Origin of the sequence: Nocardia sp. NPDC046763 (assembly GCF_040645495.1) — a bacterium.
GTDB lineage: Bacteria > Actinomycetota > Actinomycetes > Mycobacteriales > Mycobacteriaceae > Nocardia.
In genome coordinates, this window is the sequence record NZ_JBEYYI010000002.1 from 119394 (window position 1) to 134565 (window position 15172).

15 protein-coding genes are annotated in these 15172 nt (G+C 66.7%); 10 read left to right on the forward strand and 5 right to left on the reverse strand.

Annotated elements, in window-relative coordinates:
- Window positions 1-61: 61 nt before the first annotated feature.
- The gene (locus ABZ909_RS03410) at window positions 62-1024 is read right to left on the reverse strand and encodes a DUF389 domain-containing protein (protein ID WP_356996011.1); all 963 of its coding nucleotides are present in this window, start codon (window positions 1022-1024) and stop codon (window positions 62-64) included.
- 102 nt (window positions 1025-1126) lie between these two features.
- A complete protein-coding gene (locus ABZ909_RS03415; RefSeq protein ID WP_356996012.1) occupies window positions 1127-2053 on the reverse strand; it encodes a DMT family transporter in 927 nt (308 codons plus the stop codon).
- An 84-nt stretch (window positions 2054-2137) separates the two neighbouring features.
- Here ABZ909_RS03415 and ABZ909_RS03420 point away from each other — a divergent pair, with 84 nt between their 5' ends.
- Window positions 2138-2698 carry an ABATE domain-containing protein gene (locus ABZ909_RS03420; RefSeq protein WP_356996013.1) on the forward strand — a complete coding sequence of 187 codons (561 nt, stop codon included), beginning with the start codon at window positions 2138-2140 and terminating at the stop codon, window positions 2696-2698.
- Here the strand turns inward: ABZ909_RS03420 and ABZ909_RS03425 are convergent.
- On the reverse strand, window positions 2600-3955 hold the full coding sequence (locus tag ABZ909_RS03425) for a hypothetical protein (RefSeq protein WP_356996306.1): 1356 nt from the start codon (window positions 3953-3955) through the stop codon (window positions 2600-2602). The two genes, ABZ909_RS03420 and ABZ909_RS03425, sit on opposite strands and share 99 nt — an antisense overlap.
- A gap of 303 nt (window positions 3956-4258) precedes the next feature.
- Between ABZ909_RS03425 and rpsF the strand changes: the two genes are divergently transcribed.
- The 5 genes from rpsF (at window position 4259) to dnaB (ending at window position 9316) form a co-directional block, all read left to right on the forward strand.
- Window positions 4259-4549: a 30S ribosomal protein S6 gene (rpsF, locus tag ABZ909_RS03430; RefSeq protein WP_083869414.1), complete on the forward strand. Its 291-nt coding sequence runs from the start codon at window positions 4259-4261 to the stop codon at window positions 4547-4549.
- Between the two features lie 134 nt (window positions 4550-4683).
- Complete coding sequence (locus ABZ909_RS03435) at window positions 4684-5235, forward strand: single-stranded DNA-binding protein (protein WP_356996014.1); 552 nt, start codon at window positions 4684-4686, stop codon at window positions 5233-5235.
- A 64-nt stretch (window positions 5236-5299) separates the two neighbouring features.
- Entirely contained in the window at window positions 5300-5569 is a 270-nt protein-coding gene (rpsR, locus tag ABZ909_RS03440; RefSeq protein WP_040814320.1) for a 30S ribosomal protein S18, read from the forward strand.
- 17 nt (window positions 5570-5586) lie between these two features.
- On the forward strand, window positions 5587-6042 hold the full coding sequence (gene rplI, locus ABZ909_RS03445; protein ID WP_354841000.1) for a 50S ribosomal protein L9: 456 nt from the start codon (window positions 5587-5589) through the stop codon (window positions 6040-6042).
- Window positions 6043-6670: 628 nt separating this feature from the next.
- Entirely contained in the window at window positions 6671-9316 is a 2646-nt protein-coding gene (dnaB, locus tag ABZ909_RS03450) for a replicative DNA helicase (protein ID WP_356996015.1), read from the forward strand.
- A gap of 380 nt (window positions 9317-9696) precedes the next feature.
- Here dnaB and ABZ909_RS03455 read toward each other — a convergent pair whose 3' ends face one another.
- Entirely contained in the window at window positions 9697-10200 is a 504-nt protein-coding gene (locus ABZ909_RS03455) for a MarR family transcriptional regulator (protein WP_356996016.1), read from the reverse strand.
- Window positions 10201-10293: 93 nt separating this feature from the next.
- On the opposite strand from ABZ909_RS03455, the gene ABZ909_RS03460 reads away from it, so the two are divergent.
- From ABZ909_RS03460 to ABZ909_RS03470, 3 genes are all read left to right on the forward strand, one after another.
- Window positions 10294-11748 (forward strand): MFS transporter, encoded by a 1455-nt coding sequence (locus tag ABZ909_RS03460; RefSeq protein ID WP_356996017.1) that lies wholly within the window; start codon window positions 10294-10296, stop codon window positions 11746-11748.
- A gap of 147 nt (window positions 11749-11895) precedes the next feature.
- Window positions 11896-13227 (forward strand): NAD(P)/FAD-dependent oxidoreductase, encoded by a 1332-nt coding sequence (locus ABZ909_RS03465; RefSeq protein WP_356996018.1) that lies wholly within the window; start codon window positions 11896-11898, stop codon window positions 13225-13227.
- A 165-nt stretch (window positions 13228-13392) separates the two neighbouring features.
- On the forward strand, window positions 13393-13869 hold the full coding sequence (locus ABZ909_RS03470; protein WP_356996019.1) for a hypothetical protein: 477 nt from the start codon (window positions 13393-13395) through the stop codon (window positions 13867-13869).
- Between the two features lie 33 nt (window positions 13870-13902).
- Here the strand turns inward: ABZ909_RS03470 and ABZ909_RS03475 are convergent, their stop codons facing one another.
- The gene (locus ABZ909_RS03475) at window positions 13903-14688 is read right to left on the reverse strand and encodes an amidohydrolase family protein (RefSeq protein ID WP_356996020.1); all 786 of its coding nucleotides are present in this window, start codon (window positions 14686-14688) and stop codon (window positions 13903-13905) included.
- Between the two features lie 116 nt (window positions 14689-14804).
- Here ABZ909_RS03475 and ABZ909_RS03480 point away from each other — a divergent pair, with 116 nt between their 5' ends.
- Window positions 14805-15140 carry a MerR family transcriptional regulator gene (locus tag ABZ909_RS03480; protein ID WP_356996021.1) on the forward strand — a complete coding sequence of 112 codons (336 nt, stop codon included), beginning with the start codon at window positions 14805-14807 and terminating at the stop codon, window positions 15138-15140.
- Window positions 15141-15172 lie beyond the last annotated feature (32 nt).

Sequence of the window (15172 nt, forward strand, 5' to 3'; positions counted from 1 at the left end):
CGAAACCGGAAAGCCCGCCACACCAGAGCGTGTGGCGGGCTTTCCGGTCACGAGGAGGGATTCACAGCATGCGGCGCGGCGCGGACATGTGCTTGGCGCGCCGCACCGAGACGCGTGACCAGAGCTGCTGCTGCAACGCCAGGGTCAGCCAGCCCGCGAAGGCCATCCCGGCGATGTTCACCAGCAGCTGCGCCGTACTGCCCCACACCGTCCCGCCGTCGGCGACAGCCACGCCGAGGGCGATATTGCCCGCCGCGGGCACCGTGGTCACCGAGATGAACACACCCGCCAGGCCCACCGACTTCGCGGAGGTGATGGACAGGACCCCGGCCGCGCCGGCCACCACCGCGATGATGAACGACCACTTGTCGGGCGTGTAGATGAAACCCGTGGCCGGACGGGGACCGGTCACCTGGGCCAGCGTGAGCCAGCCCAGCGCGCGGGCGACGAGCGCCAGCAGGATGGTGATGCCGATGGCCGTCACGAAACCGATCACCAAGGTGCGCAGGGCCAGCCGCAGCAGTACGAAACGCCGACGCACCAGCGCGACCCCGAGCGCGGCGATGGGGCCGAACTCGGGGCCGAGCACCATCGCGCCGACGGTCAGGATCTGCGAGTCGGTGATGATGGCGATGCCGGCGATGACGGTGGCCAGTGTGAGGAAGCTGAGATAGGTCCAGTTCAGCTCGGTGTCGTCGTACGCCCGCTGCGCCACCTCCGCCCACACCACCGCGTCGGCACTGCTGCCCGGCATGCGCACCTCGGCCTCGAAGCCGCTGCGCGACAACCAGGTTCCCACCTGCTCGATCTCGATACTGCCCTCCTGGTGCACCCGCATATCGCGCAGCTTCTGCACCAGGTCGTTGGCGGCCTCGCGGGCGATCTGCGCGGTGATCAGGTCGCCGGGCGGGCGCAGCGCCACACCACGGAAGGCGACCAGCCCGGTCACCGCGTCATCGGTCTCGAGGACCTCGAGGACCTCGCCGGTCATGGCGGTGGGGGAGAGAATCCGCAGGTGCAGCATGCGCACAGTCTGCCGCGCGGAGGGGGCGGGCAGGTGCCGGAAGCGCGAAACGGCCGGGGCGTCACGGAATTCGCGCCATGACACCCCGGCCGGTCGCGGTGATCACACCCGCGCGGGCTGCGGCAGCGAGAAGCGTCGGCGGACAGCCTCGGGCTCGGCCGGGGTGGGATTCGGCGCGGCGCGACGGGAGGCCAGGACCATGCCGATCAGTCCCACGCCCAGGCCCGCAACCGTCAATGGGCGCAACGGCTGATCGATGACCAGCCAGGCCATCACGGCGGTCACCGCCGGGATGGCGAAGAAGAAGCGGCCGACACGGGTGGTGTCCCAGCGCTGCAGCATGGTGTTCAGCAACAGGAACGCACCCATGGAATTCACCAGCACCATCCAGACCATGGATCCGGCGAAGCGAGCCGGGTCCGCGATGTGGAAGTCGCCGCCCGCCACGGCCATTGCGCCCGCGAAGGGCGCGCTGACCGCCACGTGCAGGGCAGTGCCGGCCCGCGGATCGATCGCGGGGGTGAAGCGCTTCTGGTACACGGTGCCGAGGCTGAGGCCGAGCAGGCCGACCACGCACAGCAGCAGGCCCACCAGCGAGAAGCTGGACTGATCGACCACCGCCAGGCCCACACCCAGACCGCCGACCCCGAAGCCCAGCCACTGCCGGGCGCTCACGGATTCGCCCAGGCCACCGGCGAATACGGCGATAACCACCGGGCTCAGGCCCTGCACCAGGGAGATGACGGCGGCGGTGACGTGCTCGTGCATGGCGGTGTAGAAGGCCCCGAACTGCACCATCTGCATGAGCAGGCCTACCACCAGCGTGTGCGCGAGGACCTTGCCGCGCGGCCAGACCGCCCGCGCCAGTAGGGCATACGCGATGAGCAGCAGGCCGGCGATGCCGAAGCGGGCGAACAGCACCAGCATGGGCGGCGCCGCGCCCACACCGACGATGCCGGCGATGAAGGCGCTGCTCCACATGAGGATGAGGGCCGGCGGGCCCGCCACTTCGAAAAGCCGGTTGTCCATGATTCCTCCACACCGCTAACCGGTTCAGGTGGTTATACCGTGACACCTCCTTGCATAACCTGTCAAGGGGGTTACTATGAGGACATGTCCACCTTCGCCGACCCGCACCTGTTCATCAGCGGCAATCTCGCGCTGAACTTCATCGGTACGGCTCAGGAACGACGCACCACCTTCATCGACCGGCTCACCAGCGACGACGAACTCGCCGAGTGGACAACGGCGGCAGGCATCCTCGACACCGAGCCGGACTGCGTCGGCGCCCTCACGCGGGCCGTGAAACTACGCGAGGCCACCTGGCGGCTGATGCTGGCCACCCTCGACGGCGAACCCGCCGCCGACGCCGACCGGCGACTCGTCAACCGGCACGCTCACGACAGCCCGCCCGTGCTCACCCTGCGCGCCGACGGCAGCGTGCACCGCAGCGGGACACTCGATTCCGCGCTCGCGGCCGTCGCACGCTCCGCCATCGAACTGCTCGGCAGCCCCGACCGGGACCGCATCAAGGAATGCGGGCGAGACGCCTGCACCCGCCTCTATATCGACACCTCACGCGGCGGTTCGCGCCGCTGGTGCGATATGGCCGTCTGCGGAAACCGGGCCAAGAGCAAGGCGTTCCGCGCCCGGAACACCGAGCCGGCCGGCTGACCGCGCCCGCGCCGTCACGAACAGGAAGAAGAACACCACCAGCAAAGCGGCCCGGCCCCATACCCCGATCTGCACGATGTTCTGCTCGAATCCGGCGGCACGGCCCGCACCCAGGGCATAGAAGTAGCGGAAGACGCCGATCCCGATGCAGGCGTCCGCCATCAGGTAGGTGACGGTCAGACTCCACGGCACCTCCAGCAGCACCAGGAACGGGATCAGCCACAGCGTGTACTGCGGCGAATGCACCTTGTGGAACAACAGGAATCCACAGAGCATGGCGCCGCTGACACCGATCCACGGATACACCCCCGCCAACTGATACCGTCGCCAGCCCAGCCAGCAGGCCAGCACGAAGGACGCCAGCACCAGCAGCGGTGAGGCCGCCGACACCACGCCCTGGAACGTCGACTCGCCCTCGCTGGTCTGGGCGAACAGCGGACGCAAACCCCAGTACCAGATGGAATTCGTGGTGATATCGGCCTGACGTAACTGCTGGAAGGTGATCGATGCACGCCAGCCGTCATAACCCGCCAGCGCGAACGGCAGATTGATCGCGACCACCGTGCCGACAGCGGTACCGGCCACCATGAGCGCACCGCGCACATCGAATCGCCGCTTCCGCAGCGGGTTTTCACCGAGCAGCACGTAGATCAGCAAGGGCAGCACGAAGATTCCGGGATACAGCTTGAAACAGAAGCCGATCGCCAGGAATACCGCCGCGGCTATCGCCCGGTCCCGCAGGGAATATCGCGTCAGCACGGTCATCACATAGAACGCGGCCACCGCGGTGGCCACCACCGGCAGTTCCCAATTGTGGAAGGCGTAGAGCACCAGGGGCGGACCGGCCGCCCACAGCAGCGCCGCCGGACCCGCCATCCGGGCCAGCAGATATGCGGTGAGCAGCGCGAACGGAGCCAGCAAAAGCGCCGAGTGCAGCAGGAAATCCGCATCGGTGTGCGAGCCGATGCCGCCGATCCACATGAGCAGACCGCTCAGCACCGGATACTCGACCGCGCCGCCGGTCAACTGGCCATCGGGTGTGATGCCGCCGGTTATATATGGAAAGACGTGCTCATCGATGCCACGGCCCAGCCATAGGTACTGAATATCGGAATAGCAGACATTCGAGTCCTTGATGGCATCGAAAATGGCGCTGCGACCCGACTCCTCGAACGGCCCGCCGGCACACCGCGCCTTGTTCACATACGCGATCAGCAAGGTGACCCCGCACACCAGCGTCGACGTGACCGCGATCATCGAACGGCCCGCCGCACGGCGAGCGACCGCTGCGCTGGCGACGGGTCGGTTCGGCATGCGCACCACCATAGGTCTCTCTTCGGCGTGTCCGCCTGTTCAAGCTCGGGACTGGCCAGATTTCGCAGGCCATGCCTATCTATCGCCCGGCCGCCACCGGCGTGAACACGCGAGCAGGAGCCTCGATACCCCGGCGCGAGGCGCCGCGTTCCCTCATGTAGCCTGGTCGGGTTGCTGACGCAACGAACCCTCCTGCCCACGGACAGTCCGTGGGCCGTTCACAGTCCACAGGAGGTGATGAGGTCCGTGCGTCATTATGAAGTGATGGTTATTCTCGATCCGCAAATGGACGAGCGCACCGTCGGCCCGAACCTGAACAACATGTTGGGTGTTGTCGGTGCCGAGGGCGGCAAGGTCGACAACGTCGACATCTGGGGCCGCCGTCGTCTCGCCTACGAGATCGCCAAGCAGGCCGAGGGCATCTACGCGGTCGTCACCCTGACCGCCAAGTCCGAGACCGTCAGCGAACTCGATCGCCAGCTGGGCCTGAACGAGTCGGTGCTGCGCACCAAGGTGCTGCGCCTCGACAAGAAGTAGTCCAGTCCTCCCGCAACGTCGCTCGTAACCGTCGGTGCCTATCTCTAGGCTGACTGGCAAACCGTGCACTGAGCCCACAATCGGGCGTGCACGGGCGAGCGCATTGCGGACTGCACCGGAAAGCAGGAGGAACCATGGCCCAAGGCGACACGGTCATCACCGTCATCGGCAATCTGACGGCTGACCCCGAGCTTCGATTCACGCCCGCGGGAGCGGCCGTCGCGAACTTCACCGTCGCGTCGACTCCCCGTGTGTTCGACCGTAATACCAATGAATGGAAAGACGGCGAAGCGCTTTTCCTGCGCTGCAACATCTGGCGTGAAGCTGCGGAGAATGTGGCCGAGAGTCTGACCCGTGGCTCGCGAGTGATCGTGAGCGGACGACTCAAGCAGCGCTCCTACGAAACCCGCGAGGGTGAGAAGCGCACGGTCGTCGAACTCGAGGTCGACGAGGTGGGTCCCTCCCTGCGGTACGCGACCGCGAAAGTCAACAAGACCACCCGTGGCGGTGGTGGCGGCGGCTTCGGCGGTGGCGGACAGGGCGGCGGCCAGCAAGGCGGCGGCTTCTCCGGTGGTGGCAGTGGTGGGGGTCGTGGCGGCCAGAGCGCCGGCGACGACCCATGGGGCAGTGCCCCCGCGGCCGGCTCCTTCGGGGGCGGCGCGATGGACGACGAACCGCCGTTCTAGACAACGGCTTTCCCCGGAATCCGCCCCGACGGCCGGGTTCCCGAAATTACGGAGTTGAAAGACCATGGCCAAAGCACCGGCACGCGAAAAGGTGCTGAAGAAGAAGGCTTGCACCTTCTGCAAGGAAGACAAGGCTGGCAAGAAGAACAACACGGCCGGCGCCAAGATCGACTACAAGGACACCGCGCTGCTGCGCAAGTACGTGTCCGATCGTGGCAAGATCCGCGCTCGCCGGGTGACCGGCAACTGCGTCCAGCACCAGCGCGATATCGCTGTCGCCGTGAAGAACTCGCGTGAGGTCGCTCTGCTGCCTTACGTGTCCACCGCCCGCTGAGAAAGGAAGGCACAGCAATGAAGCTCATCCTCACCGCTGATGTCGACAACCTCGGTGCGCCCGGCGACACCGTGGAGGTCAAGGACGGCTACGGCCGTAACTTCCTGCTGCCGCGCGGCCTGGCGATTGTCGCCACCCGTGGCGCGCAGAAGCAGGTCGAGGGCATTCGCCGGGCGCAGGATGCCCGCCGCGTGCGCGACCTGGACCACGCCAACGAGCTGAAGCAGGCCATCGAGGGCCTGACCGGCGTGTCGCTCGCGGTCAAGACCGCCGGCACCGGCAAGCTCTTCGGTTCGGTCACCGCCGCCGATGTCGCCGCGGCCATCAAGGCCGCCGGTGGCCCGGTCGTCGACAAGCGCAGCATCGAGCTGCCGAAGGCCCACATCAAGAGCACCGGTAAGCACGGTGTCGTGGTGCACCTGCACCCGGATGTGATCGCCAAGGTCGACCTGCAGGTCACTGCCGCCGAGTAATTCGGTTTGTCGGAGGTCGCCTCAGCTGTGGGGCGGCCTCCGATTTTCTTTGTTCGATTCGTCTGTTTGCCAAATATTCGCTGATTGCGTGTCGAGTGCACCCGGGGCGAGGTGTCGGTATGCAGAATTCGCGGTGTTCGCCCGGGTTGTGGATTGCCCAGCAAACCAACCATTCTCGTTGTGTGACAGGTCACAGGCGTGAGACCGTTCGTTCACCCAACACGCCCGGACGTTGCCGTCCAGCGACACGCCGCACCGAATTGATCCACAATTACACACAATGCGAATTCGGCCACTACCAGCGCATTGATTGATCACATCGACTGTTGTCCCCAAGTTTTCCACAGGGGGTGCACAACAGTTGGTGAACAATACCCACGTTGTCCACAGGTGTGTACACAGCTCGGTTTGGCGGGTCACCGTCCGGTCGCCTAGGTTCGCATTCAATGTCGTGACCACTGCCCGGACGACACGACTCCGTGTATCCAGCGCCCACCACCACGGGTTTGCCACCGCGCCTGTACAACTCGGCGTGGCGGCACCGCGTGGTGGACCGAACCTGTCGGTGCGCAGGCGTACAACGGTCATGGACTCGTTCCGGGCGCGAGGAGAGAGGACGGTCGAGCCCATGGCAGTCATCGACGATCGCGGCCACGACGATCACGGGCCCTCCGACTATCCCGACGCCCCCGGCGAGGATTTCGGCCGTCAGCCGCCCCACGACATGGCAGCCGAGCAATCCGTCCTGGGCGGCATGCTGCTGTCCAAGGACGCCATCGCCGATGTCGTGGAGGTCATCCGCCCCGGCGACTTCTACCGCCCCGCCCACGCGGCCGTCTACGACGCCATCCTCGACCTCTACGGCCGCGGCGAACCGGCCGACCCGGTGACGGTGGCGGCCACCCTCGACCGCCGAGGCGAGCTCAAGCGCATCGGCGGAGCCCCGTATCTCGTCACGCTGACACAAACGGTCCCCACCGCGGCCAATGCCGGCTACTACGCCGAAATCGTTGCGGAGAAGGCGATCCTGCGCCGCTTGGTGGAGGCGGGCACCCGAATCGTCCAGTACGGCTACGCCGGCGCCGACGGCCAGGACGTGGCCGAGGTCGTCGACCGCGCCCAGGCCGAGCTCTACGACGTCACCGAACGCCGCTCCAGCGAAGACTTCGCCCCCCTCACCGACATCCTCCAGCCCACGATGGACGAACTCGACTCCATCGCCTCTAGAGGCGGTATCTCCCTCGGCGTCCCAACAGGTTTCACCGAACTCGACGAAATCACCAACGGCCTCCACCCGGGCCAGATGATCATCGTCGCGGCCCGACCCGGTGTCGGAAAGGCACTTGCTCTCGATACTCCGCTGCCCACGCCGGACGGCTGGACCACCATGGGTGAGGTCCAGGTTGGCGACGAATTGCTCGATGCTCAGGGCCGGCCCACACGGGTCGTGGCCGCCACCGAGGTGATGGCGGGCCGACCCTGCTACGAGGTCGAATTCTCGGACGGCACAGTGATAGTCGCCGACGAACAGCATCAATGGCTCACCGAGACCCGCTCCTCGCGCCGGTCTGCGCAGCAAGCCGCCACCGGCCGGAACCGGTACCGGAACCAGAAGACTTTCGCCGAGATCCGTACGACCGCCGAAATCGCGGCCACCGTGCTCTGCGCGACCGCGGATCGACGGCTCAACCACTCCGTGGCGAACACCGAGGCACTGCAATTACCCGAGCGCGAGTTGCTCGTACCCCCGTACACACTGGGCGCATGGCTCGGCGACGGCAGTTCTGCGTGTGCACAGCTGACCACGGCTGATCCCGAGATCATTCATCGGATCGAGAACGAGGGAATCCTTGCGACGCACTCGGATTCCGCGCCGCGGCGATACAGCCTGCGGCTGCCCGAGGATGCACCGATCGAGCCGCGTGATTGCACTGTCTGCGGTGCGGAGTTCATTCCGTTCACCAGCGAAGTCCGCACGTGCGGCCGATCGTGCGGCGGCAAGGCTCGTATCGTCTCAGGTCCGGTACCGGCCCCGACCTGCCCGCAATGCGGCGGCCCGTCCATCGGGCTCCGCCTGTGCCAGTCCTGCCGTAATGCGATCGGCAGCGTGCAGGCTCGCCTGCGCACCCTCGGTGTACTCGGCGACAAGCACATCCCCCTCGACTATCTACGCGCTTCCGAGGCACAACGACGCGCCCTGCTGGCCGGCTTGCTCGATACCGACGGCACCGTCACCAATGGCGGGTCTGTCCAGTTCTCGGTGACCAACCCGCAGCTGGCCCGGGACACCGAAGAGCTGATCGTGAGCCTCGGCTACCGCTGCCGACTGTCGACCAAGCGAGCCCGAGGCCGCACCGAGGCGACCTCGACCGCTTACACGCTGACCTTCGCCACCGAGGACGAGGTCTTCGGGCTGAGCCGAAAAGAGCTGCTGCACAAGCTGCGTCGCGGCGCGACCAACACGGCGCGTTCCGGCTCCCGCTTCATCGCCGACGTCCGCCCGATCCCATCGGTCCCGGTCCGCTGTGTAGAAGTGGCGAACTCCGACCATCTGTACCTTGCCGGCCGCTCCATGATCCCCACCCATAATTCCACGCTGGGAATGGATTTCATGCGCAGCTGCTCCATCAAGCATGGCCTGGCCAGCGTCATCTTCTCCCTGGAAATGAGCCGCACGGAAATCGTCATGCGCCTCCTATCCGCGGAAGCGAAAATCAAACTGGGCGATATGCGTTCGGGCCGCATGAGCGACGACGACTGGACCAAACTCGCCCGCCGCATGAGCGAGATCAGCGAAGCGCCACTGTTCGTCGATGATTCGCCGAACCTGACGATGATGGAAATTCGGGCAAAAGCCCGACGGCTCAAACAACGCCACGACCTACGCCTTGTGGTGGTGGACTACCTTCAGCTGATGACCTCCGGCAAGAAGGTCGAATCCCGCCAGCAAGAAGTCTCGGAATTCTCGCGAAGCCTCAAACTGCTGGCCAAGGAACTCGAAGTTCCGGTCATCGCGATTTCACAGCTGAACCGTGGTCCGGAACAGCGAACCGATAAGCGCCCCATGGTCTCCGACCTTCGCGAATCGGGCTCGCTGGAACAGGACGCGGATATGGTTATTTTGTTGCATCGCCCCGATGCATTCGAACGCGACGACCCTCGCGGCGGTGAAGCGGATCTCATTCTCGGCAAACACCGAAACGGCCCTACCGCAACGATTACCGTTGCGCACCAGCTGCATTTGAGCCGCTTCGTCGATATGGCCCGAGGCTAACCACCCGTACGTGGTGGCTCGTCTGACGCGATTCGCCGTTCAAGTCCGAGATCGGGCAAACCCGCGCCCGAACAACAGGATCGAGTCGATCAACGTGGCATGCGGTACAGCCTTTCGATGCGTGGATGCCGCTGGTAGTCGTGTGGCGCAGCCGATGAGCGCGCTTCCCCCGAAGGGGAAGCGGCCTTCGAACGGATGCGGGTTGTAGCCCGGTCGGTGAATCAGCTGGAGACGTCGGCGTTCTCGCACTCGTCGAGGCCTGTTCCAGAAGTCGTTCCAGTGCTGAACTTTTCAGGCCGTTCCAGCGCTTATTGCCGTTGAGTGATTCTTGCGCGAAACACACAAAATACGTGCGCACCAGCGGTGCCGACCGCGTGCGGTCAGCGTGCGCCGGTGCGGCGGCGGGCGGACAACGGGGTGGGACGGCCGCGGAGGCGGTCGATGTGGCGCTGCTGGATGGCGGTGTTGGTGCGCAGGAAGTCGGTGACCAGCCGCAGCTGTGCGGTGTCGTATTTGGCGCCGAGCTCGCGTTCTCCGTCGCTGATCAGCGGGCCGACGAGGGCGAAGCAGCGTTGAGCGCCGTCGTCGGTGAGACGGACCACCACTTTGCGCCGGTCGACGGGGTGCGGCGCGCGGGTGAGCAGTTCGAGCTTCTCCAACCGGTCGAGCATGACGGTGACACTGCCGGTGGTCAGGTTGAGCTGGTCGCTGAGCTCGCGTGGGGTGAGCTCACCGGCTGCGAGAAGCTCTTCCAGGCAGCGAAGGTCGGTGCCGTTGACGCCCAGCAGGCGGGCGGTCTCGCGGTCGAAGTCGTCGACGGCGGCCTGGTAGGCCTGGGTCGCCTGCCCCAGCTCGGCGAGCACTTCCGCCATTTCGCTTGACATTCGAGTCATCTCCTTGGATGCTAATTTAACTTGACAATCAAGAAACATTATATTCGAGATTCATTATAGTCAAGTGAGACTCTGGAGCCACTCATGCCTCGGGCCCTGAATGCGACCGGCGTGGCGCCGGCCGCCGCGCCATCACCCCATCCCAAGCGATGGGCTGCCGCGATCGTGATGATCCTGGCGGCCTTGCTGGACATGATCGACGGTTCGATCGTCAACACCGCGCTACCGTCGATCGGCCGTGAGCTGGGCGCGACTCCCGCCCAGCTGCAGTGGACGGTGTCGGCCTATCTGCTGGGGTTCGCGGGCACCCTGATCGTCGCCGGGCATCTGGGCGACCGGTTCGGCCGCAAGGCGTTGTTCCTGGCCGGGGTGGCCGGGTTCGCGGTCGCGAGCCTGGCCAGTGCCGCGGCGGCCGGGACGGAGCAGCTGATCGCGGCGCGGGCAGTGCAGGGTGTGGCTGCCGCGGTGATCATGCCCCAGGTGCTCGGCTCACTGCGGACCTTGTTCACCGGCGCCGAGCGGGGCAAGGTGTTCGCGATCTACGGCGCGATCGCCGGGATCGCGGTGGCCATCGGAGTGGTACTGGGCGGAGTGCTGACGGACTGGAACCTGTTCGGGTGGGGCTGGCGGACGATCTTCGCGGTCAATGTGCCGCTGGCTGCCGTCGTGATCGCGCTGGGCGCACTGTGGATTCCCGCTGCCCACGACCGCACACCCGGCCGGGTCGGTGTCGTGCGCGCGGGTGTACTGGCGCTGTCGCTGGTGGCGATCGTGCTGCCACTGGCGCAGGGCCGCTCCGCGGGGTGGCCATTGTGGGGCTGGTTGTGCCTGGGCGCGGGCGTGGCGGGCCTGGCCGGGTTGGCGGTGGGGCAGCGGGCGCTCGGCGAGCAGCGGCCGATGCTGCCTGCCGGGTTGTTCGTTTCGCGTGCGTTCGTCGCGGGGCTGGTCGTGCAGATGCTGTTCTACGGTGCGATGTCGGGCTTCATGCTGATCCTCACCATCTGGCTGCAGTCCGGGCAAGGCTGTTCGCCGGCCCGGGCCGGGCTGGCGATGGTGGCGTTCAGCGGCGGCACCTTCCTCACTGCCCCGATGGCCGACGGGCTGGTCGCGAAGTTCGGCCGCGGCGCGCTCGCGGCCGGGGGGCTGATCCTGGCGGGCGGGTTCTCCTGGGTTGTGCGCGCCGCCGGCCACGCAGGCACCCACGCGGCGGCCTGGCCACTGATGCCGGGACTGCTGATCGCCGGAGCGGGCCTGGGACTGCTGGTGATCCCGCTGGCCAACATCGTGCTCACCGCAGTCCCGGCGGATCTGGCCGGCGCCGCGTCGGGGGTCTTCACCACTGCCCAGCAATTTGGTGGCGCGCTGGGCGTGGCGGTCATCGGTAGCGTGTTCTTCGCCCACATCGGCACCGGCTACGGGGATGCGATCGGCCGCGCCGGGCAGTGGCCGGTGGTGGCGTGCGCGGCCTGCGCACTGCTGTGCCTTGCCATACCCCGCGCGGCGATCGCCCACCACGCCGAGACCGACCACGTCGGCTGACACTCGGGGGCCCACCACGACCCGGACCAGGTTCCGCGGCGGTCGTGGCACATCGCCCGAAAATAGACTTGACAATCAAGTATCTTGAATGACAAGCTCTAGTTGCTTGATAATCAAGAAGAACGAAATTTAAGGGAAGTGGTTCACATGCGGGTCATGATCATCGGCGGCGGCACCGGCGGCATGTGCCTGGCGCACGGCCTGAAGCAGGCAGGTGTCGAGGTCGCCGTCTACGAGCGCTACGGGTCCCGCCGCGACGGGCTCTACGGCTACCGGGTCGGCATCGACCCCACCGGCAACCGGGCGCTGCAGCAGTGCCTGCCGCCCGAGCTCTTCGACACCTTCGTCGCCACCTGCGCCCGAGGTCCGCGGCACTTCAATGTGCTGACCCAGTCCATGCACGCCACCGCGAGCATCCCGTTGCGCGACGACAGCGACGAAATCAACAGCGAGCGCTCGGTCTCGCGGTCCACCCTTCGGCAGGTGTTGTTCACCGGCATGGACGACGTGGTGCGCTTCGGCAAGGAGTTCACCCACTATGAGCAGCATGAGAACGGCACCGTCACCGCGTATTTCAGCGACGGCACCACCGACACGGGCGATGTGCTGATCGCTGCCGACGGCACCCGCTCGGCCGTGCGCCGGCAGTTCCTGCCGCACGCAGAGGTCAAGGACGCCGGCATCACCTCCATCGCGACCAAGACCGCGCTCACCCCCGAGACCCGCGCCCTGCTCACCGAGGAGATGCTCAACGGCATCAACCTGATCTTCGCCACCAAGGGCCTGATCGGCATGCTGCACGTCATGGAGTTCAAGTGGGACGCCGAGGGCAACCCCAAGGACCCGGCGGATGCCGACCAGCTGCAGAGCTGGTCGGGCCTGCAGTTCGACAACACCCGCGACTACATCAACCTCTCGGTCTGGAGCTCGCACGACCACTTCCCCGCGAACACGGTCGAGCAGCGCGGCGCGGAGCTCATCACCACCGTCCTCGAGGTGACCCGCAACTGGCACCCCGACCTGCGCCGGATCTTCGAGCTCTCCGACCCCGAAGCCGCCTTCCCCCTGCAGATCTCGACCTCGGTGCCGGTCGGGCCCTGGAAGACCACCAACATCACCCTGCTGGGCGACGCGATCCACACCATGACCCCCGGCCAGGGCGTGGGCGCCAACACCGCCCTGCGCGACGCCGCCCTGCTGTGCCGCGAACTCGTCGCCGCCGCGCGCGGCGAGAAGACCCTGCTGACCGCCATCGCCGACTACGAATCCGAAATGCTGCCTTACGGTTTCGCCCGTGTCGCCGACTCCCTCGACAACAACGGCACCAGCGGCGACGACCCGCTCTACAAACCCTTCACCGGCCGCCTGGCCCTCTTCGCCGCCCGCACCTACTTCAGCCTCACCAGCAAGATCCCCGCGCTGCGCCGCAAATTCCTCGAAGACCTCTACAACTATCGCGGCGCCGAGGACCCCGCCTGACCCTTCTCCCCATCCCCGACTCAACGGCCCGCAGCCGGAGCATGAGCTCCGCTGCGGGCCAGTTCATTGCCGAAGGCCCGAAACCTGGTGCCGGGCATCGGACAATCACCACAACGGTGTCTTGGTTAAGGGTGCAACTTCACTACTCGGACGAACAGCAGGGCGGTGGCAGCGGCCGCTCCGCGCGGGCCGAGCCGCTGGGCCACCGACCTCCCCGGCCTGCTGCGCGCCCGCCACAACACCGAACAGGTTCGCGCCCAAGCGTTCTCGACCGCCGCCGAGCTGGGCTACCTGGCCGGGTTCAAAGCCCACGACTGCGGCGGGCACGCCATCGCGCAGCGCTACTACCTGCGTGCCCCGGAAGGCTCGGGTGTTGGTGAGGGCCAGGGCTTCGAGAGCTACGCCGTCGACTGTGCCATGGCGGATAGCCATCCTTTGCGATCACCGGCCGAATTCGATTTTCCGCGAATCGATCTCATCTATTCCGATTTGCTCGCTCGAGCGGCCGGTGGGGCCGCAGGGCTGTTCGGAACCGGTCCCCGCACCCGGCGCAAGCGGGCGTGGCGACGGGGGCAGTTCCCGTCGCCACGCTCGCTCGACATACCTATCGTCCGACGCACAGGATTCGTTGCCGAAAATTAGTGCTATTCTTGTGGATTGGCGTCTACCCGCAGGTCATGCACCGAGAATTCGTTGAAAGTTGCCCTCCAGTACCAGGGTTCGCACTGCCGGATCCGCAATGGCCGCCTCGACGGTGTGCCGCGCGGCGACTACGTCCCCGTAGGGTGTGTTCGATCCGAACAGGCACTGATCAGGTACTTCCCGCGCGGCTGCCGCGACTGCGAACACCTGCAACGCGCTCGACAGATCGATGTGCAGGTTGGGCCGCTCCGCGGCCAGCTCCACCAGCTCCAGGGCGTGGAATCCGCCCAGGGCACCGACGATCAGGGGAACCGACGGATAGCGGGCGGCCAGTGCCGCATAGGTCCGGAGATCGTCGAGGGTATTGGGCGCGAAGCCGTGGACCAGTACCGGAATCCCGCCGTGGTCCGCGCTGACGCCCAGCACCGGTTCGATGCGCGCGGCCTGCCCGGGCGGCGGGGTGACCTCGCCGATGCCCACGATGCCGGGCCGGGACAGGTAGGGCTCGAACCATTCGCCGAGGCGCTCGGCAGGCAGCAGCGAGGGCATGCTCGCGAAGCCGAGGGTGGCGTCGGGATGTGCGTCCAGCGCGCGCAGCACCTCGTCCATGGCCGCGCGCACCTCGTCCGCCGCCGCGTCCGCACCGCCGATAACCGCTGTCAGTCTGGCGAATTCGGACCGCACCTCGTCGAGCGTGCGGGCGCGTTCGGGGTGGACCCGGGTGGACAGCAGCACCGTGCGATCCACTCCGGCCTGCTTCGCGCGCGCCAGCTGTGCGGTGGGGTCGGCGGTGACGTGGGCGTGGACATCGGTGACCATGGCGTTTCCTCCGGCGGGGAATGGACGGCAGCGGCTCGACACTAAACGTCGACACTGGGGTCAAGGTCAAGCCGGAGGACATCGATGCTGATCAGCGAGCTGTCGCAGCGCAGTGGGTGAGTGCCCGCGCGCTACGGGACTACGACCGCAGCGGCCTGCTGGAGGCCGGGCGGCGGTCCAACGGCTACCGGGATTTCCCGGAGTCGAGTATCGAACGGGTGCGCCGGATTCGGGCGATGCCCGAGGTGGGTCTCGATCTGTCGGGGGTCGCGGATCTGCTGCCGTGCTTCGCGCCGGACGGGCAGCTGGGCGGGTGTGAGCGGGCGCGGCGCCGGTTGACCGATCGGATCGCGGATCTGGACCGGTCGCCGGTGGCCATCACGCGGGCGCGAGACCTGCTGGCCGCGGAGGTCTCGCGATGGGACCGGCCTACTTTGCCCGATTGTCGATGAGTGGGCGTGGGGCCGGGGCCGGGGTTACCGTC